The organism is Pseudomonas sp. 21, assembly GCF_000955805.1.
Lineage (GTDB): Bacteria > Pseudomonadota > Gammaproteobacteria > Pseudomonadales > Pseudomonadaceae > Pseudomonas.
This window is the reverse complement of record NZ_JYOA01000007.1, coordinates 307,954-329,408: the sequence shown is the minus strand read 5'-3', so window position 1 is coordinate 329,408 and position 21,455 is coordinate 307,954. Positions and strand designations below refer to the sequence as shown.

Genomic DNA, 21,455 nt, shown 5'->3' with positions numbered 1-21,455 from the left:
CGATGCCCATGAAAACGGCGCCCTGGGGCGCCGTTTTCATTGTCAGGGCTTGCCGTAGCTGATGCGGTAGATCGCGCCGTTCTGGTCATCGCTGACCAGCAGCGAGCCGTCCGGCGCCACCAGCACGTCTGCCGGCCTTCCGCTGACCCCGCCATCCTTGTCGAGCCAGCCTTCGGCGAACACGCTCTGGCGCTTCAGTGTGCCGTCCTCGTTGAGCTCGATCCGCGCCACGCGATAGCCGATCTTCTGCGTGCGGTTCCACGAGCCATGCTCGGCGATGAACAGGTTGTTGCGGTACTCGGCAGGGAACTGCTCGCCGGTGTAGAAGCGCAGCCCCAGCGCGGCGACGTGCGGGCCCAGCTTGGCCACGGGGGGCGTGAATGCGGAACAGGGTTTCCTGCCTTCCTCGGGATCGGCGATGTCGCCCTGGTGGCAATCGGGATAACCGAAGTCCTCGCCCACCCTGCTGACCTTGTTCAGCTCGTCATCGGGCTTGTCGTCCCCGAGCATGTCGCGTCCGTTGTCGGTGAACCACAGCTGCCTGGTCTGCGGATGCCAGGTGAAGCCGACGGTGTTGCGGATACCGTAGGCGACCACTTCCCGCGCGCTGCCATCGGCGTTCATGCGCTGCAGGTTGGCGTACCGCTCGCGGTCCGGGCGGCAGATGTTGCAGGGGGCTCCGACCGGCACATAGAGCTTGTCGTCCGGGCCGAAGGCGATGAATTTCCAACCGTGCGCAGTCTCCTTCGGAAACTGTGCCGGCAGTTCTTCGGCCTTGGGAGGAGCGTCGAGGTGCGCTTCGATGTCGCGCAGCACGACGATGCGGTTGATCGACGACACGTACAGGTCTCCCTTGTGGAAGGTCACGCCCACGGGCATCTGCAGGCCATCGGCGAGTGTCTTCACCTGGCCGTCGGGCTTCACCGCGTAGACCTTGTCGGCGGAGCGACTGCCCACGAACAGCGTGCCCTTTTCGCCCCAGGCCATGGCGCGGGCGCCCGGCACCTGGTCGGTGAGCAGGCTGATTTGGAAGCCTTCAGGGAGTCGGATCTGGCTGAGGTCGGCGGCGGCCATGGCCGGCGCTGCTGTCAGGGAAAGCAGCGAGCAAAGTAGGAAATGACGACGCATGGCAGGAATTCCCGGATGAGTGCCACGGCCAGTCTAGACACTCGCCTTGAACTGATCGCCGTGTTTCCACTACCGTAGCGGCCTTTCCTGCAACAGCGCTTTTCAGCGGAGCCGCCATGAACCTGGCCAGCCCTCGTTCCCTGTTCTTCCTCGCCTTCCTCGCCTGCGTCGCTTTGCTCGGCACCGGCTTCTACCTGCAGTACGTGGTCGGGCTGGAACCCTGCCCGCTGTGCATCCTGCAGCGCATCTTCTTTGCCGGTTGCGGTCTGTTCTCGTTGATCGCCGCGCTGCACGGCCGTGCGCCGCGCGTTTACTCGCTGCTGATCCTGCTCAGCGCCCTGGGCGGTGCCGGCACTGCGGGTCGTCAGATCTGGCTGCAGACCCTGCCGCCGGACCAGCTGCCATCCTGCCTGCCGCCGTTGGACTTCATGCTCGAGAGCATGCCTTACACGCAGATCCTCTACACCATGTTCCACGGTTCGGCCGACTGCGCCGAGGTCACCTGGACGCTCCTCGGCATGAGCATTGCGGAGTGGAGTCTGCTGGCCTTCATCGGTTTTGCCCTGTTCGCCATCGTGCAGTTCTTCCGCCGCCGCGGCTGAGCGTCGCATCTCAATTCGCCATGGCCTGCGCCGCATCGGTGCAGGCCAGAGGCATCGCGGTCTGTCGATTAAACGCTCGTATGAATTTTCCCGATGCCGGTGTCTTGAAGGCGATAACGGGCGGGCATACTCTGGTTTTCCACTCCGTCGGAAAGCCGCCGCCGAACAAGCTTCACACATCGCGGACGTCGAGATTCGACAGAATATTGTCCCGGGGCGGACCTAGCCGGGACGGCGAAAGGGAAGTGAGGACAACATGCTCGAGAGCTGCCGTAATGCCCAGGAACGTTGGGGAGGCGTACACCAGCTGATCGACCGCTGGTTGCGGGATCGACATGAATTGGTCCGGGCATTCGATTCCCTGGACGGTGTCCAGGCGCCGAAGACCAATGCCGAGAACCTGCAGAGCTTCTGCCAGCTACTGCTCGACTACGTGTCGGCGGGCCACTTCGAAGTCTACGAACAACTGATGAACGAGGCGCAGGCCTTCGGTGATACGCGCGGCCTGGAATTGGCCAAGCAGATCTACCCGCGCCTGGAGACCATCACCGCCAATGCACTGAACTTCAACGATCGTTGCGACAACGGCGATTGCCGCGAAGGCACCTGCCTGACCAGCGAACTGAAAAGCCTGCGCCAGCAACTGCACGAACGCTTCGAACTGGAAGACTGCCTGATCGAAGTGCTGCACAACTCCCACGAGCAGAAAGCCGTTACGGCCTGAGCGAAGGGACGTCCGACAACGGCGCGAGCGCTTGAAGCACTCGCGCCGTTTTCGTTTGTGCTGGGTTAGTGCCGTTCATGCCTATCGCGGACGGAGTCCGCTCCTACCCAAGGTTCAACCCGCGTAGGAGCGGACTCTGTCTGCGATGTTCGAGCGTCGCACTTTGAGCGCGCAACGCTGAAAAATTCGCGCCGTCTGGCAGCTTGCAGCGGTGTTCTCGCCGCCTTTTTCGCGTGATGAATCGCGGCTCAAAATAGGCCGTAACGGTGACTGCGAACGCGTGCTCGCAAGAGCACTTCCACGGTGCCGTGACAGCGATTCTCGCGTCGCGCTGGCGGGCTGAAAACGACTGCCAGTCCGCCTCCTGCGGTGCTGCTGCGTGTCGCGTGAAAGGCTCTGCGACGGGTGTTTTGGGCCTGCCTGGAAAATTTATTTCTCATCGCCAAACGCACGCGCCACGGGCGTTTGCGCTGCCAGGCCGATTGCGGCAACGGAACCAAGTGCGTGAGGCAGCGTCATTGTGTGAGTGAAAGAACGCGCCTTCGCGCACTGCTGAAAATCTCTGAAGCCAATGCCTGCTGCGGCCTGCAGCACACCAGGGACATTGGCGAGAGGCCATCAGCGGGGCTAGTATGGGCGCAACCACGTCCGCCAGGAGGCACGTCATGTCGGCCAACAAGAAACCCGTCACTACCCCTCTGCACCTGCTGCACCAGTTGTCGAACAGTCTGATCGAACACCTCGAAGGTGCCTGCAAGCAGGCGCTCGTCGATTCCGAAAAGCTGCTCGCCAAGCTCGAGAAACAGCGCGGCAAGGCTCAGGAGAAGCTGCACAACGCACGCACCAAGCTGCAGGACGCGACCAAGGCCGGCAAGGCGAAGGCGCAGGCCAAGGCCAAGTCGAGCATCGCTGAGCTCGATGGCGTGCTGGATGTTCTGAAGAACCGTCAGACTGAAACCCGTGCCTACATCGCCAACCTCAAGCGCGATGTGCAGGAGAGCCTGAAGCTCGCCCAGGGCGTGACCAAGGTGAAGGAAGCCGCTGGCAAATCCCTTGCTACCCGCAAGCCGGTTGCCGCCGCTGCCAAACCGGTTGCCAAGGCTGCTGCCAAACCGGCCGCCAAGCCCGCTGCCAAACCGGCTGCCAAGCCTGCCGTGAAAGCCGCCGCCAAGCCTGCTGCGAAGCCGGCCGCCAAGGTTGCCGCTGCCAGGCCTGCTGCCGCTAAAGCTGCTGCCAAGCCGGCTGCCAAACCCGCCGTCAAACCGGCTGCCAAGGTTGCTGCGAAACCGGCCGCCAAGCCCGCCGCAAAAACTGCAGCCAAACCGGCCGCCAAGACTGCTGCTGCCAAGCCTGCCGCTAAACCGGCTGCCAAGCCTGCTGCCAAAGCTGCCGCCAAACCGGCTGCCAAGCCTGCTGCGAAGCCTGCTGCCGCTGCCAAACCGGCTGCCAAGCCCGCCGCTAAACCGGCTGCCAAGCCTGCTGCAAAAGCTGCTGCCAAACCCGCAGTGAAGCCGGCCGCCAAGCCTGCTGCCGCCAAGCCCGCCGCTGCCGCCAAACCGGCTGCCAAGCCTGCCGCGAAGCCCGCTGCCGCTGCCAAACCAGCTGCCAAGCCCGCCGCTAAGCCGGCTGCCAAACCGGCCGTGAAAGCCGCGGCCAAGCCTGCCGCAAAACCGGCCGCCAAGCCTGCTGCCAAACCGGCTGCGGCCAAGCCTGCCGTCGCTGCCAAACCGGCCGCTCCGGCTGCCCCGAGCGCACCGGCTGCCCAGCCGAGCACTCCGGCCGCGACCCCGGCTGCCAGCGCCACTCCGGCACCGGCTGCTCCGGCCAGCAGCAACTCCTCCAGCGCTTCCTAAGGCTCAGGAGAGGCTCGCCGCGGTGCGCAGGGTTTCCCGCACATCGCGGCGCAAGCCGCCTGCCTCGCCAGCCGCGGCTTCCAGCCAGCGCGCCAGATCCTCCGCTTCACCCCGTGGCCAATCCTGCGCCAGCCTCTCCAGTCTCTCCAGCAGCACTTTTTCCGCTTCCAGTTCGAGCTGCTTGATCCGCTCGCGCAGCGGCGCCAGCTGCACATCCTGCTTCGCCGATTCCCGCCAGCGCTGACGCAGCGAACGCAAAGGCACGACCACCTCTTCGCGCCATCCCTGCGCTGTGCATTCCAGCTCGTTCATTCGCGACGCCGCGAAGGCCACGCCGGTGCGGCCCAGCCACGCCGCAGCGAGCACCAGGCAGACATCCGCGCCGCCTTCCTGCAGGGTCAGGCAAGCCGCCTCAACCCCAGGGCGGGCGTAGAGTTTCAGTGCATACGACCAGACATCATCAGACATAGAGCACCCACAGCGATTGCCAGGCGAAGCTGATAAACTCCGCCGCCATGATTCGACTACAAAATCTTACGCTACAGCGTGGCCCCCAGCGCTTGCTGGAAGGTGCCGAACTCACCCTGCACGCCGGACAGAAAGTCGGCCTGATCGGCGCCAACGGCGCCGGCAAGTCGAGCCTGTTCGCCCTGTTGCGCGGCCAGCTCGGCCAGGATGCCGGCGACTGCTACCTGCCCGCGGACTGGCGCATCGCGCACATGCGCCAGGAGGTCGATACCCTCGACCGCCTCGCCGTCGACTACGTGCTCGACGGCGACGTGCACCTGCGCAAGATCCAGGCGGACCTCGCCGCGGCGGAAGACGCCCACGACGGCACTGCCCTGGCGCGCCTGCACAGCGAACTGGACAGTGCCGACGGATACACTGCCGATGCCCGTGCGCGCAAGCTGCTGGCGGGGTTGGGCTTCACGCCCGAGCAGATGGACCGCCGTGTCGGCGACTTCTCCGGTGGCTGGCGGATGCGCCTGAACCTGGCGCAGGCGCTGATGTGCCCGTCCGAACTGCTGCTGCTCGACGAACCGACCAACCACCTGGACCTCGACGCCATCCTCTGGCTGGAAGAGTGGCTCAAGGGCTATCCGGGCACGCTGCTGCTGATCTCCCACGACCGCGATTTCCTCGACGCCGTGGTGGACAACATCGCCCACCTCGAGCAGCGCAAGCTGACCCTGTACCGCGGTGGCTACTCGGCCTTCGAGCGCACCCGCGCCGAACGTCTCGCCCAGCAGCAACAGGCGTACGAGAAGCAGCAGGCGCAACGCGCGCACATGGAAAAGTACATTGCTCGCTTCCGCGCCCAGGCCACCAAGGCCCGCCAGGCGCAGAGCCGGATCAAGGCGCTGGAGCGCCTGGAAGAGCTGGCGCCGGCCCACGTCGATTCGCCGTTCGACTTTGCCTTCCGCGAGTCCGACAAGATTTCCAGCCCGCTCTTGAATCTCTCCGAAGCCCGCCTCGGCTACGGCGAGAAAACCGTGCTGGAGAAGGTCAAGCTACAGTTGGTGCCCGGCGCGCGCATCGGCCTGCTCGGCCCCAACGGCGCGGGCAAGTCGACCCTGATCAAGACCCTGTCCGGCGACCTGTCGCTGCTGTCCGGTGAGCTCGCCCGTGGCGAGAATCTCGCCATTGGCTACTTCGCCCAGCACCAGCTCGACTCGCTGGACCCCAAGGCCAGCCCGCTGCTGCACCTGGCGCGCATCGCGCCGGCGGAACGCGAGCAGACGCTGCGCGACTTCCTCGGCGGTTTCGACTTCCGTGGCGAGCGCTGCGACGAGCCGGTGCTGAACTTCTCCGGTGGCGAGAAGGCGCGCCTGGCGCTGGCGCTGATCGCCTGGCAGAAGCCCAACCTGCTGCTGCTCGACGAGCCGACCAACCATCTCGACCTGGAAATGCGCCTGGCGCTGACCCTCGCGCTGCAGGAGTTCTCCGGCGCCGTGGTAGTGGTGTCGCACGATCGTCACCTGCTCAAGAGCACCACCGACGAGTTCCTGCTGGTGGCCGACGGGCGCATCCAGGAGTTCGACGGCGACCTCGAAGACTACGCCCGCTGGCTGGTGGACTTCCGCGCGCGGCAGACGCCGTCGTCGCCCGCCACTCCCGCTGGCGACAAGACCGACAAGCGCGCCCAGCGCCAGGCCGCCGCGGCCCTGCGTCAGCAGCTCGCCCCGCACAAGCGCGAGGCGGACAAGCTGGAGAAGGAGCTGGGCAAGGTCCACGAGCAGCTTGCCGAGCTGGAGCAGCGCCTGGGCGACAGCGCGCTCTACGAGTCCTCGCGCAAGGATGAACTGCGTGATCTGCTGGCTCGCCAGGCGACCCTGAAGGGCCGCGAAAGCGAGCTGGAAGAGGCCTGGCTGATGGCCCTGGAAACCCTCGAAGAGCTGCAGCGCCAGCTCGAGGCCAGTGAGTGATGGATGACGTGAACCTGCTGGTGGCGTGGAGCGAACCGCTGCTGCGCGGCGGGCAGATCATTCTCGTCCTGCTGCTGGCGTGGCTGGTGCAGCGCGTGGTGACGCGTGCCGTCAGCCGGCTCGGCGAGCGCTACCCGATGCCGCCGGAGTTGCTGCTGCCGCTGCGCGGCGGACTGCGCTGGCTGATCATGGGCTCGGCGGTGATGCTGGTGCTGGAGCGCCTGGGCGTCTCCGCCGATGTGCTCTGGGCCGCGCTGACCGGCTTCGCCGCCGTCGCGGCGGTGGCCTTCTTCGCCATCTGGAGCGTGCTCTCCAACCTGTTCTGCGCGCTGATGATCTTCACCATGGGCCCGTTCCGCCTGGGGGATCGCGTGGAAGTCATCGAGTCCGCCGACAAGCCCGGCGTGAAGGGCAGGGTGATAGCGATCAACCTGCTCTACACCACCCTGGAGGAAGTCGCGGAGGACGGTACGCCCGGCCCGTTGCTGCAGGTGCCGAACAACCTGTTCTTCCAGAAGGCCATCCGCCGCTGGCGTGGCCCGAATCTCCCCACCACCCCTTAATGGACATCCCCCACTATGGAATGGCTCACAAGCCCTGAGATCTGGGTTGCCTTTCTGACCCTGACTGCCCTGGAAATCGTACTGGGCATCGACAACATCATCTTCATCTCGATCCTGGTCGGCCGCCTGCCGCCAGAGCAGCAACCCAAGGCGCGCTTCTTCGGGCTGGCGCTGGCGATGGGCACGCGCATCCTGCTGCTGCTGTCGATCACCTGGGTGATGCGCCTGACGGCCGACCTGTTCACCGTGTTCGAGCACGGCATTTCCGGGCGCGACCTGATCCTGTTCTTCGGCGGCCTGTTCCTGCTGTTCAAGAGCACCATGGAAATCTTCCACAGCCTCGAAGGCGCGGAAGAGGGCGGGCAGCAGGGCGGAAAATCCCGCGGCTTCATGGGCATCATCATCCAGATCGCGATCATCGACATCGTCTTCTCGCTGGACTCGGTGATCACCGCCGTAGGCCTGGTGCAGCACGTGCCGGTGATGGTCGCGGCCATTGTCATCTCGGTCGGTGTGATGATGCTGTCGGCCGGCACCATCAGCGCCTTCATCGAGAAGCACCCGTCGCTGAAGATGCTCGCGCTGTCGTTCCTCATCGTGGTCGGCACCGTGCTGATCGCCGAAGCCTTCGAGATCCATGTGCCCAAGGGCTACGTGTACTTCGCCATGGCCTTCTCGCTGGCGGTGGAGGCGATCAACATCCGCCTGCGCGGCGCCCTGGCGCGCAAGCGCGGCGAGGAGCCGGTGAAGCTGCGCAAGGACATTCCGAGCTGATCGGTCTGTCGTGAAACAGAAAGCCCGGCCCAGCGCCGGGCTTTTTGCTTGTTGTAGGAGCGAGCTTGCTCGCGAACAGAATTTCCCGCGACTCCGTAGCTGGGGCGGTTCGCGAGCAAGCTCGCTCCTACAAACGCGGCCTGCGACCTTCGTCGGCAATGCTGGGCGAGTTGGCGCGACTGAGGCAAACTGAGCCTCCGTAACAAATTATTGCGCCTGCCTGGGCGCCGTGAGGTCCGCAATGCTCGCCAGTACCTGGTTCGCCTTCTTCATCGCCTGCTGGGTGATCAGCCTGTCGCCCGGCGCCGGGGCCATCGCCTCGATGTCCTGCGGGCTGCAATACGGCTTCTGGCGCGGCTACTGGAATGCCCTGGGCCTGCAGATCGGCCTGGCGCTGCAGATCGCGATCGTCGCTGCAGGCGTCGGCGCGCTGCTCTCGGCTTCGGCGGTGGCGTTCAGCGCGATCAAGTGGTTCGGCGTGGTCTACCTGGTCTACCTCGCGTACCGCCAGTGGACCGCTGCCCCGCAGGTAATGGCAGCGAGCGGCGAGCGCCCCATCGGCCGCCCGATGACCCTGGTGCTGCGCGGCTTCCTGGTCAACGCCAGCAACCCCAAGGCGGTGATCTTCATGCTCGCGGTGCTGCCACAGTTCGTCGACCCGCACCGCCCGATGGCGATCCAGTACGTGATCATGGGCGCGACCATGATCACCGTGGACCTGATCGTCATGGCCGGCTACACCGGGCTGGCCGCGCGCGTGCTGCGCGCCCTGCGCTCGCAACGCCAGCAGCGGGTGATGAATCGCACCTTCGCTACCCTGTTCGTGGGCGCCGCCGCACTGCTCGCCACCGTCCGCCGCGCGCCGGCCTGAGGGGGATTCCCTGGCTCCGGAGCGCCCTCGTGGGCGCTTCGGACGCAACTCTGCGGGACATTTGTCCTTGCATAGACGGAAACCTGAGGTGACAATTTAACCTCTTTCATTCTCATTTACCTTTCCGTATGCGCCCCTCCAAACTTTGCGTCTGGCTGTTGCCGCTGGTCGGTCTCTTCAGCCTTGGAGCTCACGCCGACACGGCTGTCGACCCCTCCCAAGCCCTTCACCTGCTCAGCTATCTCGCTGCTGACTACCCGGCCACCGTCACTGACGGCAAGGTCGTGGACGAGAGCGAATACAAGGAGCAGCTGGAATTCGTCGGTAATCTGCAGGCGCTGATCGTCACCCTGCCGGCCGCCCCCGAACGCGCCGACCTGGAAAAGGACGCCGCCAGCCTCAAGCAGGCCATCGAGCAGCGCCTCCCGGGCAAGCAAGTCGCCCAGCAGGCCCGTCACCTGGAGGCGCGCGTCGCCGATATCTACCAGGTGGTGCAGACCCCATCGATTACCCCGGACCCGACCCGCGCCGCCGAGATCTACACCCAGCAGTGCTCGATCTGTCACGGTGATGCTGGCAAGGGCGACGGCCCGGCGGGCATCGGCCTGGAGCCGCCGCCGGCCAACCTGACCGACCGTGCGCGCCTCGACCAGCTGAGCCTGTACGACCTGCGCAATGTCATCGGCCTGGGCGTTTCCGGGACCGACATGCCGGCCTTCGCCGACCAGCTCGACGAGCGTCAGCGCTGGGACCTGGCGTCCTACATCGCTGGCCTCAGCGCCGGTCAGGCCAAGGTCGATCCGGCCCACGCCTACCCGTTGGCGACCCTCTCGACCCAGACGCCGGCCGATGTCGCCGAGCGCGATGGCGAGGCGGCGGCCGAGAGCTTCCGCGCCCTGCGCGCCCACCCGCCGCTGGAGCACCGTGGCCCGGCGCAGCAGATCGACTATACCTCCGCGACCCTGGACAAGAGCTTCGCCGTGTATCGCTCCGGCGATCACGACCAGGCTTATGACCTGTCCGTGGCGGCCTACCTGGAAGGCTTCGAGCTGGTAGAAAGCTCGCTGGACAACGTCGACGCCGACCTGCGCAAGGCCACCGAAAAGCAACTGATGGCCTACCGCCAGGCGCTGCGTGACGGCCTGCCGGAAGCCGAAGTGGCGCAGCAGCTGGCGCTGGCCAAGGCCAAGCTGGCGGACGCCGCCAAGGCCCTGAGCGGCGACTCGCTGAGCTTCTCCATCAGCTTCGTCTCGGCGCTGCTGATCCTCCTGCGCGAGGGCGTGGAAGCCATCCTGGTGCTGGCCGCGATCCTCGCCTTCCTGCGCAATACCGGGCAGGAGAAGGCCGTGCGCGGCGTCCACATCGGCTGGAGCCTGGCCTTCGTCGCCGGCTTCGCCACCTGGGCAGTTGCCGCCTACGTCATCGATATCGGCGGCGCCCAGCGCGAGCTGATGGAAGGCTTTACCTCGCTGTTCGCCTGCGTGATGGTGCTCTGGCTCGGCGTGTGGATGCACGACCGCCGCCACGCCGCCGCCTGGCAGGACTACATCCGCAGCAGCCTGGTGGGCGGCGGCGGTCGCTTCGGCTTCGCGGTGCTGGCGTTCTTCTCGGTCTACCGCGAGCTGTTCGAGGTCATCCTGTTCTACGAGACCCTCTGGCTGCAGGCCGGCCCGGCCGGCCACAACGCGGTGATCGCCGGTGCGGGCACTGCGGTGGTGATCCTGATCGGCATCGCCTTCGTGATCCTGCGTGGCTCGGCGAAACTGCCGCTGAAGCTGTTCTTCACCGTCAACGCCGCGCTGCTCTGCGCCCTGTCGGTGGTCTTCGCCGGCCACGGCGTGGTCGCCCTGCAGGAAGCCGGCGTGATCGGCACCCGCCCGGTGCCGTTCTTCGACTTCGACTGGCTCGGCATCAAGGCCGACGCCTACTCGCTGTCGGCCCAGGCCGTGGCGTTGCTGGCGGTGGCCGTGCTCTACGGACGCAGCTACTTCTCCGAGCGCCGCAAGGCGGCCGAGGTGGCCTCTTCCTGAGGCGATAGCTGAGCGATACACGACGGCCAGTGCGATACTGGCCGTCGTGCTTTCTGGAGAATGGTTTTCCGATGCGTATCTGGATCGATGCCGACGCCTGCCCGCGCGCGGCCAAGGACCTGGTGGCCAAGTTCGCCCTCAAGCGCAAGCTGGAGGTGGTGATGGTCGCCGGCCAGCCCGTGGCCAAGCCGCCGTTCGCCTGCGTCAGCCTGATCGTCGTGCCCAGCGGGATGGACGCTGCCGACGATTATCTGGTGGAACAAGCTGAGCCAGGCGACCTGGTGATCTGCAGCGACGTTCCGCTGGCCGACCGCCTGGTGAAGAAGGGTGTCGACGCGCTGGACCCCCGTGGCCGCGAGTTCGACGAGAAGAACATGGGCGAACGCCTGGCCGTGCGCAACCTGTTCACCGACCTGCGCGAGCAGGGCCAGGTGGGAGGTGGGCAGGCGCCCTACGGCGACAAGGATCGCCAGGCCTTCGCCAACAGCCTGGATCGGCTGCTGACGCGGCTGATGCGCGAGGCGGAGGGCCGCAAGGCCTGATCCGGCCTGAAACGAAAGCGCCCGGCAATGCCGGGCGTTTTCATATTCACCGATGGTGGACTGGGTGTAGGAGCGGACTCCGTCCGCGATAGGTCCGCAGCGCGCCGGAAACCATCGCGGACGGAGTCCGCTCCTACGGTTTCAGGCCAGCTCCAGCACCCGGTCTACCGCCTTGTTGATGCCGCTGGCGGCTTCGGCGATGGACTGCGCGAGCATGTAGGCCGGGGTGGTGACCAGCTTGTGGTCCTTGTCTTCGACTATGTCTTCCACGGCGCAATCGATGTGCTTGGCGCCCATGCTGGTCAGCGCCTGTGCGGTGCCTTCGTCGGTGCCGATGGTGCACTCCACGCCGGCGCCATAGATGCGCGCCGCCAAAGCAGGGGCAATGCAGAGCAGGCCGACCGGCTTCTTCGCCGCGGCGAAGGCCTTGGCCAGGGCCAGTACGTCCGGCTGCACTTCGCACTGGTCGCCCTTGAAGGCGAAGTTGCTGAGGTTCTTGGCCGCACCGAAGCCGCCGGGAACGATCAAGGCATCGAAGTCCTCGGCCTTGGCTTCGCGCACGTCCTTCACCTCTCCACGGGCGATACGCGCGGATTCCACCAGTACATTGCGGCTCTCGGCCATTTCCTCGCCGGTGAGGTGGTTCAGCACGTGGTGCTGGGCGATGTTCGGGGCGAAACACTGTACCTGTGCGCCGCGCTGGGACAGGCGCAGCAGGGTGATCACGCTCTCGTGGATTTCCGCACCGTCGTAGACGCCACAACCGGAGAGGATAACGGCAACTTTCTTCATGAACTGCTCCTGTACGAGGGGCCGGGGCTGTCGCGATATGCCGCCCGGGCTGTCGCCGACGGCCGTGGCCGGCGTCGGGCAAGGGACTAGGATCCTTCTTCATAAGCATAACGATTCGGTCGCGCCATGAACTACATCCTCTTCGCCGTGCCCTTCTTTTTCCTGCTGATCGCGATCGAGTTGTTCGCCGACCGCTGGCGCGGATTGCGCACCTATCGCCTGAGCGATGCGCTGAACAGCCTCAGTGCGGGTGTGCTGTCCACCACCAGCGGCCTGCTGACCAAGGGCCTGGCAGTGTTCACCTACGCCATCGCCTGGCAGCACCTGGCGCTTTTCGAGATGTCCACGCAGAACCTCTGGGTCTGGGTGTTCGCCTTCGTCTTCTACGACTTCTGCTACTACTGGAACCACCGCCTGGGCCACGAGCGCAATGTGCTCTGGGCCGCGCACTCGGTGCACCACCAGAGCGAGGACTACAACCTCTCCACTGCGCTGCGGCAGACCAGTACCGGCTTCATCTTCGGCTGGATCTTCTACCTGCCCATGGCGATTGCCGGGGTGCCGCCGCTGGTGTTCCTCACCGTCGCCGCGCTGAACCTGCTCTATCAGTTCTGGGTGCACACCCGGCACATCCCCAAGCTGGGCTGGTTCGAATGGATCTTCATCACCCCGTCCAACCACCGCGTGCACCACGCGCAGAACCCGGTCTACATGGATCGCAACTACGGCGGCGTGTTCATCCTCTGGGACCGTCTGTTCGGCACCTTCCAGGAGGAACTGGACGAGGAGCCGGTGGTGTTCGGCGTGACGGTCCCGCTGGCCAGCTGGAACCCGCTGTGGGCCAACCTGCAGGTCTATGCGCACCTGTGGAACGATGCGCGTCGTGCTGGCAGCCTGTGGGACAAGCTGCGCATCTGGTTCATGCGCACCGGCTGGCGCCCCGAGGACGTAGCCCGGCGCTACCCGATGACCAAGCCGGACCTGGCGGCTTTCCGCAAGTTCGAGGTGCCGCTGACGCGCGGCCGGCAGTGGTACGCCGGGCTGCAGTTCGCCACCTACGTGGTGGTCGGCACCTGGTTGCTCGGCGTCGGGGAACACTGGCAAGTGCTGCCCTTGGTGATCGGCTGGAGCTGGATGGCTTTCGGGCTCTACGCCATCGGTTGCTGGCTGGAAAACCGCAATTGGGCGCTGCGCCTGGAACTGCTGCGACTGGCGCTGAACGTGCCGGCAGTGGCAGCGCTGGCGCTGTGGGGAGGGATCGAACTGCCGCAGTGGGCGCCCTGGGCGCTGGCGGTCTACTCGCTGCTCAGCCTGATCGGTCTGCTGGGCCTGCGGCGCGCCGAGCGCCTGCCGCAGGCGGCCTGATCAGTCTGCCTTGGCAGCCTTGAAGCGGCGGCGCAGCCAGAACAGCAGGCCGATCACCACGAGGCCGCCAAGGACCATGAGTTCGTACTTCTTGATGTTGCCCAGCACGCCTTCGAGCACGCTGCCGAAGTAGAAGGCAGCGCTGCCCAGCACCGTGGCCCAGACGATGGCGCCGATGCCGTTGAGCAGCAGGTAGCGCGCCGGCGGGTAACCGGACAGGCCGATGGCCACCGGCATCACGGTGCGCAGGCCGTAGACGAAACGGAAGCTCAGCACCCACAGATCGGGATGCTTGCGCACGTGCTCCAGCGCCTTGTCGCCCATTTTCTGCCAGCGTGGCTTGCGCGCGAGCAGCTTGCGACCGTGGCGACGACCGAGGAAATACCAGAGCTGGTCACCCGCGTAACTGCCGAAGAAAGCCACCGCGATGACGTACTCCAGCTGCATGTAACCGCGGAATGCCAGGAAGCCGGCCAGGACCAGAATGGTCTCACCCTCGAAGAACGTGCCGAGAAACAGCGCGAAGTAGCCGAAATCCTGCAGGAATTGTTGGAGCATTATCGAGGCAACGCAGCGAAATGAACGCGAAGCCTAACTCGGTTGCCGCCCGCAGGGAAGGCACCCCAGTCTGCACAACTGACCTGGAACAAGTCCGTGCCGGTGCAGAGCGGCGGCATGCCGCTGCGGCAGGATGCCGCGACCAAGGGTCACTGTTACCGGTTGTTACCAATCGGTCATAATTCAGGGCTATAACTGTCAGACTGTGCCTGCTGCATCAGGCCCTGGAGTACGCCGTGAGCTTCATTCCCGCCGATCGTGCCTTCCCCTTCACTCGTCTGCGTCGCAACCGTCGTGACGAATTTTCCCGCCGTCTGGTGCGCGAAAACGTCCTGACCAGCAACGACCTGATCCTTCCGGTGTTCGTCCTCGACGGCAAGAACCAGCGTGAAGCTGTGCCCTCGATGCCCGGTGTGGAGCGCATGTCCATCGACCTGCTGCTCAAGGAAGCCGAAGAGCTGGTGGAGCTGGGCATCCCGGCATTGGCGCTGTTCCCGGTGACTCCGCTGGAGAAGAAATCCCTCGATGGCGCCGAAGCCTTCAATCCCGACGGCATCGCCCAGCGCGCCACCCGCGCCCTGCGCGAGCGCTTCCCGGAGCTGGGCATCATCACCGACGTGGCACTGGACCCGTTCACCAGCCACGGCCAGGACGGCATCCTCGATGAGGATGGTTATGTACTGAACGATATTTCCGTCGATGTGCTGGTCAAGCAGGCGCTTTCCCACGCCGAAGCCGGCGCCCAGGTCGTGGCTCCGTCGGACATGATGGACGGCCGCATCGGCGCCATCCGCGAGGCCCTGGAGTCCACCGGCCACATCAACACCCGCATCATGGCCTACTCGGCCAAGTACGCCAGCGCCTACTACGGCCCGTTCCGCGATGCCGTCGGTTCCGCCGCCAACCTGGGCAAGGGCAACAAGGCCACCTACCAGATGGACCCGGCCAACAGCGACGAAGCGCTGCACGAGATCTACGCTGACCTCGCCGAAGGCGCCGATATGGTCATGGTCAAGCCGGGCATGCCCTATCTCGACATCGTTCGCCGGGCCAAGGACGAATTCCGCGCGCCGACCTTTGTCTACCAGGTCAGCGGCGAGTACGCGATGCACATGGCCGCGATCAACAATGGCTGGCTCAGCGAGGCAGTGATCCTCGAATCGCTGCTGGCCTTCAAACGCGCGGGCGCAGATGGCATCCTGACCTACTTCGCCAAGCGCGCGGCACAACAATTGAAAATGAAAAGCGGGGGCTGACCCCGTCGATGAGACGAGCGATGAATACCGAAGGCATTAGCGAAACCGAAGTTATCGAAGCTGACACCACCGCTGAAATCACCGAAGTCGTCGTGGAGGAGGTCGCCGAGGCGACGCCGCCACTCGTCGAACCGGCGGTCCCGGCGATCAACGTGGACGACAGTGCCCTCTACATTCATCGCGAGCTCTCGCAGCTGCAGTTCAACATCCGCGTGCTGGAACAGGCGCTGGATGAGTCCTACCCGCTGCTGGAACGCCTGAAGTTCCTGCTGATCTTCTCCAGCAACCTCGACGAGTTCTTCGAGATCCGCGTCGCCGGCCTGAAGAAGCAGATCACCTTCGCCCGCGAGCAGGCCGGCGCCGACGGCCTGCTGCCGCACCAGGCGCTGGCGCGCATCAGCGAGCAGGTGCATGAGCAGGTCGCTCGCCAGTACAGCATCCTCAACGACATCCTGCTGCCGGAGCTGGCCAAGCACGACATCCGCTTCATCCGCCGCCGCTACTGGACGCCGAAGATCAAGGCCTGGGTCCGTCGCTTCTTCCGCGATGAGATCGCGCCGATCGTCACCCCGATCGGCCTCGACCCGACCCACCCGTTCCCGCTGCTGGTGAACAAGAGCCTGAACTTCATGGTCGAGCTCGAAGGCCTGGACGCCTTCGGCCGCGACTCGGGCCTGGCGATCATCCCGGCGCCGCGTTCGCTGCCGCGGATCATCCGCCTGCCGGAAGAAGTCGCAGGGCCGGGTGACAACTACGTGTTCCTCTCGTCGATGATCCACGCCCACGCCGACGACCTGTTCCACGGCATGAAGGTGAAGGGCTGCTACCAGTTCCGCCTGACCCGTAACGCCGACCTCTCGGTGGATGCCGAGGACGTCGAGGACCTGGCCCGCGCGCTGCGAGGCGAGCTGTTCTCGCGCCGCTACGGCGATGCGGTGCGCCTGGAAGTGGTGGACACCTGTCCGGTTCCCCTGTCCAACTACCTGCTCAAGCAGTTCGGCCTGTCCGAGACCGAGCTGTACCGCGTCAGCGGGCCGGTCAACCTGACCCGCCTGTTCAGTGTGACCGGTCTGGCCAGTCATCCGGAGCTGCAGTCCCCGCCGTTCACCCCGGCGATCCCCAAGCTGCTGCAGAAGAAGGAAAACCTGTTCAACGTCCTGGGCAAGCTCGACGTGCTGCTGATGCACCCGTTCGAGTCCTTCACCCCGGTGGTCGACCTGCTGCGCCAGGCCGCCAAGGACCCCAGCGTGCTGGCGATCAAGCAGACGCTGTACCGCTCCGGGGCCAACTCCGAGATCGTCGACGCGCTGGTGGAGGCCGCGCGCAACGGCAAGGAAGTCACCGTGGTGATCGAGCTGCGGGCGCGCTTCGACGAGGAATCCAACCTGCAGCTGGCCAGCCGCCTGCAGCAGGCCGGTGCGGTGGTGATCTACGGCGTGGTCGGCTTCAAGACCCACGCCAAGATGATGCTGATCCTGCGTCGCGAGGACGGCGAGCTGCGCCGCTACGCGCACCTGGGCACCGGCAACTACCACGCCGGCAACGCCCGCCTGTACACCGACTACAGCCTGCTGACCGCCGACGTGGCGCTCTGCGAGGACCTGCACAAGCTGTTCAACCAGCTGATCGGCATGGGCAAGACCCTGCGCATGAAGAAGCTCCTGCACGCGCCCTTCACCCTGAAGAAGAACCTGCTGGAGATGATCAACCGCGAGGCCGCCCAGGCTGCCGAGGGCAAGCCGGCGCACATCATGGCCAAGGTCAACTCGCTGACCGACGCCAAGGTCATCCGCGCGCTGTACAAGGCCAGCCAGGCCGGCGTGAAGATCGACCTGGTGGTGCGCGGCATGTGCTGCCTGCGTCCGGGCGTGCCGGGGGTGTCGCACAACATCCAGGTGCGCTCGATCATCGGCCGTTTCCTCGAGCACAGCCGGATCTACTACTTCCTCAATGGCGGCGAGGAGAAGCTCTACCTCTCCAGCGCCGACTGGATGGAACGTAACCTCGACATGCGCGTGGAGACCTGCTTCCCGGTGGAAGGCAAGAAGCTCGTGCTGCGGGTGAAGAAGGAGCTGGAGTCCTACCTGAGCGACAACACCCAGGCCTGGGTGTTGCAGTCCGATGGCAGCTATGTGCGCCAGAGCCCCAGCGGCAACCAGAACGCCCGCAACGCCCAGGCGACCCTGCTGGAGCGCCTGTGCACGCCGGTGATCAGCGTTCGCTGATCCGGCTGGCGATATCGAAAGCCCTGCCTCGGCAGGGCTTTTTTATGCGCGTCCGGGCATTGTGGTGCCGGCAGTGGGCGATCGCGGACGGAGTCCGCTCCTGCGCGGTGTGAAAGCACCTGCGTGGGCTGGAAATGAACAGGCCCCGGCGTTTGCGCGCCGGGGCCTTTGTCTGTCGCAGGTGCGATCAGCTCACGCTGAGCGAATAGCCCACGCGCTTGAGCCATTCCGCTTCCTGCTCGAAGTCCGCCTGGGTCAGCGGGTTGGCCGCCAGCCAGCCATCCGGGAAGCGCACGTCCAGCGACTTGCCGGAAGCCTTCAGGGCTACGGCCGGCATTTCCTGGGTGCCACGGATGTGGTGGAAGAGAATGGCGAAGCGCAATACGACGCACAGGCGGATCAGCTTGTCGCCCTCGTCGCCCAGCTCGTTGAACTTGTCCACCGGGATGTTGCGGCGGTGGCCGCGCACCAGCAGCGCCAGGGTCAGTTGGTCCAGGCGCGAGAAGCCGGCCAGGTCCGAGTGCTCCAGCAGGTAGGCGCCGTGCTTGTGGTAGTGGTAGTGGGCGATGTCCAGGCCCAGTTCGTGCACGCGCGCGGCCCACATCAGCAGCTCACGGTGGCCCTCGTCGTTCAGGTCCCAGGCCTTGGCGACCTGGTCCAGGGATTCCAGCGCCTTGGCCTCGACGCGCGCGGCCTGTTCCGGATCGACGTGGTAGCGCTCCATGAGCGCACCGATGGTGCGCTCGCGGACGTCCTCGTGGTGGTGGCGGCCCAGCAGGTCGTAGAGCACACCTTCGCGCAGGGCGCCTTCGGAGTGGGTCATGCGGGTCAGTTCGAGGGCGTCGAACAGCGCCTCGAGGATCGCCATGCCGGCCGGGAAGATCGGCCGGCGGTCCGGCTTGATGCCATCGATGTCGAGCTTTTCGACCTCGCCCAGCTTGAACATCTTGCGCTTGAGCCAGGCGAGGCCTTCGGGGTTGATCTCGCCGTTGCCATGGCCGCCGGCCTGGATCGCCAGGCAGATGGCGCGGATGGTGCCGGAGGCGCCGACCGCCTCGTCCCAGCCCAGGCGGCGCAGGCTGTTCTCGATGCTCATCAGTTCCAGGCGGGCCGAGGTATAGGCCTGGGCATAGCGCGCCGGGGTGATCTTGCCGTCCTTGAAGTAGCGCTGGGTGAAGCTCACGCAGCCCATCTGCAGGCTCTCGCGCAGTTGCGATTCGAACTGCTGGCCGATGATGAACTCGGTGCTGCCGCCGCCGATGTCGACCACCAGGCGCTTGCCGGGGTTGTCCGGCAGGGTGTGGGAAACGCCGAGGTAGATCAGGCGCGCTTCTTCACGGCCGGAGATGACTTCCACCGGGTGCCCGAGGATCTGGTCGGCGACGCGGATGAACTCGGCGCGGTTGCGCGCTTCGCGCAGGGCGTTGGTGCCCACCACGCGCACCGAGCCGGGCGGCATGCCGTTGATGAACTGGGCGAACTGCTTCAGGCAGTCGTAGCCGCGCTGCATCGCTTCCGCGGTGAGCATGCGGTCTTCGCCGATGCCCGCGGCCAGCTGGACCTTCTCGCCCAACCGCTCGAGGATGCGGATCTCGCCGTGATCGGCCTTCGCCAAAACCATGTGGAAACTGTTCGAGCCAAGGTCAATGGCCGCGATCATCGGGAAGGTCTTGGCAGGGGTATGGGGCATAGGGGCAGGTCCGGGAAAATACGGGAGACATCCTGCCATTTTAGGCGGGGAGTGCCAATGAAGGGGTTGTCACCGATCAGAAGTCGCCGCGGCAGCGATAGATACACTCAATCGGCTGCGCCTTTCGGTGTGGGCCGAGGCGGGATATGATGGCGGACACTTTTTCGCATCCGATTGACGGAGAGAATACATGAGCGAACATATCGTCAATGTTACCGATGCCAGCTTCGAGCAGGACGTACTGAAGTCCGACGGTCCCGTGCTGGTCGACTACTGGGCCGAATGGTGCGGCCCGTGCAAGATGATCGCCCCGGTACTCGACGAGATCGCCAAGGACTATCAGGGCAAGCTGAAAGTCTGCAAGCTGAACATCGACGAGAACCAGGACACCCCGCCCAAGTACGGCGTGCGTGGCATTCCGACCCTGATGCTGTTCAAGGGCGGCAACGTTGAAGCCACCAAGGTCGGCGCACTGTCCAAGTCGCAGCTGGCTGCCTTCCTCGACAGCAACATCTGAGTCGACGAAGCCCGAAAAGCCCCGCCAATGTGCGGGGTTTTTTCGTTATTGCCCCTAGACGCTCCGAAACTCGGGTGTTAAATTCGGGCGCACAACGAGTTTTTCGTTGTTCCCTGCAAGCCGTCGCCGACGCACTTCCCATTCGAATTCCAAGCGATCCTGTCCGTCATCTACGGCGCGGCTCTTCAAGCATCACGCTTGTTCCCTTTTCCCCTTTCAGCGTATTTACGTCCCTTCTATGAATCTGACCGAACTCAAGCAAAAGCCGATTGCCGAATTGCTGGAAATGTCCGATGCCATGGGCCTGGAAAACATGGCTCGTTCGCGCAAGCAGGACATCATCTTCGCACTGCTGAAAAAGCACGCGAAAAGCGGCGAGGAAATCTCCGGTGACGGCGTGCTGGAGATTCTCCAGGATGGCTTCGGCTTCCTGCGCTCCGCCGATTCCTCGTACCTGGCCGGCCCGGATGACATCTATGTCTCGCCCAGCCAGATCCGTCGCTTCAACCTGCGCACGGGCGACACCATCATCGGCAAGATTCGTCCGCCGAAGGAGGGCGAGCGCTACTTCGCCCTGCTGAAAGTCGACTCGATCAACTTCGATCGTCCGGAGAACGCGAAGAACAAGATTCTCTTCGAGAACCTGACGCCGCTGTTCCCGACCAAGCGCCTGACCATGGAAGCCGGCAACGGCTCCACCGAGGACCTCACCGGCCGTGTGATCGACCTCTGCTCGCCGATCGGCAAGGGCCAGCGCGGCCTGATCGTCGCCCCGCCGAAAGCGGGCAAGACCATCATGCTGCAGAACATCGCCTCGAACATCACCCGCAACAACCCCGAGTGCCACCTGATCGTCCTGCTGATCGACGAGCGCCCGGAAGAAGTGACCGAGATGCAGCGCACCGTGCGCGGCGAAGTGGTTGCCTCCACCTTCGACGAGCCGCCGACCCGCCACGTGCAGGTCGCCGAGATGGTGATCGAGAAGGCCAAGCGCCTGGTCGAGCACAAGAAGGACGTGATCATCCTGCTCGACTCCATCACCCGTCTGGCCCGTGCCTACAACACCGTGATCCCCAGCTCCGGCAAGGTGCTCACCGGTGGTGTCGACGCCCACGCCCTGGAAAAGCCCAAGCGCTTCTTCGGCGCCGCGCGCAACATCGAGGAAGGCGGTTCGCTGACCATCCTCGCCACCGCGCTGATCGAAACCGGCTCGAAGATGGACGAAGTGATCTACGAGGAATTCAAGGGCACCGGTAACTCGGAGCTGATCCTCGACCGTCGCATCTCGGAAAAACGCGTGTTCCCGGCGATCAACATCAACCGTTCGGGCACCCGTCGCGAAGAGCTGCTCACCGGTGAGGAAGAGCTGCAGCGCATGTGGATCCTGCGCAAGATCCTCCACCCGATGGACGAAATCGCCGCGGTCGAGTTCCTGCTGGACAAGCTCCGCCAGACCAAGACCAACGACGAGTTCTTCGATTCGATGAAGCGCAGCAAGTAAGCGCCATTGTTGCTCTGATGCAAGCCACGAGGCCGGGG

At 65.0% G+C, this 21,455-nt stretch carries 19 protein-coding genes; 14 read left to right on the top strand and 5 right to left on the bottom strand.

Annotated features, from left to right (window positions below; all coding sequences use genetic code 11):
• Window positions 1-42: 42 nt before the first annotated feature.
• Window positions 43-1,128, bottom strand: coding sequence for a sorbosone dehydrogenase family protein (locus UB43_RS16985; RefSeq protein ID WP_045213215.1), 1,086 nt, complete (start codon window positions 1,126-1,128; stop codon window positions 43-45).
• A gap of 116 nt (window positions 1,129-1,244) precedes the next feature.
• On the opposite strand from UB43_RS16985, the gene UB43_RS16980 reads away from it, so the two are divergent.
• From UB43_RS16980 to UB43_RS16970, 3 genes are all read left to right on the top strand, one after another.
• On the top strand, window positions 1,245-1,730 hold the full coding sequence (locus UB43_RS16980) for a disulfide bond formation protein B (protein ID WP_045213214.1): 486 nt from the start codon (window positions 1,245-1,247) through the stop codon (window positions 1,728-1,730).
• A gap of 256 nt (window positions 1,731-1,986) precedes the next feature.
• Window positions 1,987-2,454, top strand: a complete 468-nt coding sequence (locus UB43_RS16975) for an Rsd/AlgQ family anti-sigma factor (protein WP_045213212.1) — start codon at window positions 1,987-1,989, stop codon at window positions 2,452-2,454.
• 665 nt (window positions 2,455-3,119) lie between these two features.
• Entirely contained in the window at window positions 3,120-4,307 is a 1,188-nt protein-coding gene (locus tag UB43_RS16970) for an AlgP family protein (RefSeq protein ID WP_045213209.1), read from the top strand.
• Window positions 4,308-4,310: 3 nt separating this feature from the next.
• On the opposite strand, the gene UB43_RS16965 is transcribed toward UB43_RS16970, so the two are convergent.
• Window positions 4,311-4,775, bottom strand: coding sequence for a TIGR02444 family protein (locus UB43_RS16965; RefSeq protein WP_045213206.1), 465 nt, complete (start codon window positions 4,773-4,775; stop codon window positions 4,311-4,313).
• A 47-nt stretch (window positions 4,776-4,822) separates the two neighbouring features.
• Here UB43_RS16965 and UB43_RS16960 point away from each other — a divergent pair, with 47 nt between their 5' ends.
• The 6 genes from UB43_RS16960 (at window position 4,823) to UB43_RS16935 (ending at window position 11,513) form a co-directional block, all read left to right on the top strand.
• On the top strand, window positions 4,823-6,733 hold the full coding sequence (locus UB43_RS16960) for an ATP-binding cassette domain-containing protein (protein ID WP_045213204.1): 1,911 nt from the start codon (window positions 4,823-4,825) through the stop codon (window positions 6,731-6,733).
• The gene (locus UB43_RS16955) at window positions 6,733-7,296 is read left to right on the top strand and encodes a mechanosensitive ion channel family protein (RefSeq protein ID WP_045213201.1); all 564 of its coding nucleotides are present in this window, start codon (window positions 6,733-6,735) and stop codon (window positions 7,294-7,296) included. Before UB43_RS16960 ends, UB43_RS16955 begins: the two co-directional genes overlap by 1 nt.
• 15 nt (window positions 7,297-7,311) lie before the next feature.
• On the top strand, window positions 7,312-8,070 hold the full coding sequence (locus tag UB43_RS16950; RefSeq protein ID WP_045213198.1) for a TerC family protein: 759 nt from the start codon (window positions 7,312-7,314) through the stop codon (window positions 8,068-8,070).
• A gap of 241 nt (window positions 8,071-8,311) precedes the next feature.
• Window positions 8,312-8,941: a LysE family transporter gene (locus tag UB43_RS16945; protein ID WP_045213196.1), complete on the top strand. Its 630-nt coding sequence runs from the start codon at window positions 8,312-8,314 to the stop codon at window positions 8,939-8,941.
• Between the two features lie 128 nt (window positions 8,942-9,069).
• The gene (locus UB43_RS16940) at window positions 9,070-10,971 is read left to right on the top strand and encodes a cytochrome c/FTR1 family iron permease (protein ID WP_045213193.1); all 1,902 of its coding nucleotides are present in this window, start codon (window positions 9,070-9,072) and stop codon (window positions 10,969-10,971) included.
• A 71-nt stretch (window positions 10,972-11,042) separates the two neighbouring features.
• Window positions 11,043-11,513 (top strand): YaiI/YqxD family protein, encoded by a 471-nt coding sequence (locus UB43_RS16935; protein ID WP_045213190.1) that lies wholly within the window; start codon window positions 11,043-11,045, stop codon window positions 11,511-11,513.
• 141 nt (window positions 11,514-11,654) lie between these two features.
• Here the strand turns inward: UB43_RS16935 and elbB are convergent, their stop codons facing one another.
• Window positions 11,655-12,305: an isoprenoid biosynthesis glyoxalase ElbB gene (gene elbB, locus UB43_RS16930; RefSeq protein WP_045213188.1), complete on the bottom strand. Its 651-nt coding sequence runs from the start codon at window positions 12,303-12,305 to the stop codon at window positions 11,655-11,657.
• A 126-nt stretch (window positions 12,306-12,431) separates the two neighbouring features.
• On the opposite strand from elbB, the gene UB43_RS16925 reads away from it, so the two are divergent.
• The gene (locus tag UB43_RS16925; RefSeq protein WP_045213185.1) at window positions 12,432-13,670 is read left to right on the top strand and encodes a sterol desaturase family protein; all 1,239 of its coding nucleotides are present in this window, start codon (window positions 12,432-12,434) and stop codon (window positions 13,668-13,670) included.
• On the opposite strand, the gene UB43_RS16920 is transcribed toward UB43_RS16925, so the two are convergent.
• Window positions 13,671-14,231 (bottom strand): DedA family protein, encoded by a 561-nt coding sequence (locus tag UB43_RS16920; protein ID WP_045213182.1) that lies wholly within the window; start codon window positions 14,229-14,231, stop codon window positions 13,671-13,673.
• A 233-nt stretch (window positions 14,232-14,464) separates the two neighbouring features.
• On the opposite strand from UB43_RS16920, the gene hemB reads away from it, so the two are divergent.
• Both hemB and ppk1 read left to right on the top strand, forming a co-directional pair.
• Entirely contained in the window at window positions 14,465-15,484 is a 1,020-nt protein-coding gene (gene hemB, locus UB43_RS16915; protein WP_045213179.1) for a porphobilinogen synthase, read from the top strand.
• Window positions 15,485-15,504: 20 nt separating this feature from the next.
• On the top strand, window positions 15,505-17,709 hold the full coding sequence (gene ppk1, locus UB43_RS16910; RefSeq protein ID WP_045213178.1) for a polyphosphate kinase 1: 2,205 nt from the start codon (window positions 15,505-15,507) through the stop codon (window positions 17,707-17,709).
• Window positions 17,710-17,896: 187 nt separating this feature from the next.
• Here the strand turns inward: ppk1 and ppx are convergent, their stop codons facing one another.
• A complete protein-coding gene (gene ppx / locus UB43_RS16905) occupies window positions 17,897-19,399 on the bottom strand; it encodes an exopolyphosphatase (protein WP_045213176.1) in 1,503 nt (500 codons plus the stop codon).
• 190 nt (window positions 19,400-19,589) lie between these two features.
• On the opposite strand from ppx, the gene trxA reads away from it, so the two are divergent.
• On the top strand, window positions 19,590-19,916 hold the full coding sequence (gene trxA, locus UB43_RS16900; protein WP_015475045.1) for a thioredoxin TrxA: 327 nt from the start codon (window positions 19,590-19,592) through the stop codon (window positions 19,914-19,916).
• A 238-nt stretch (window positions 19,917-20,154) separates the two neighbouring features.
• On the top strand, window positions 20,155-21,417 hold the full coding sequence (gene rho / locus UB43_RS16895; protein WP_015475046.1) for a transcription termination factor Rho: 1,263 nt from the start codon (window positions 20,155-20,157) through the stop codon (window positions 21,415-21,417).
• Window positions 21,418-21,455: the final 38 nt, after the last annotated feature.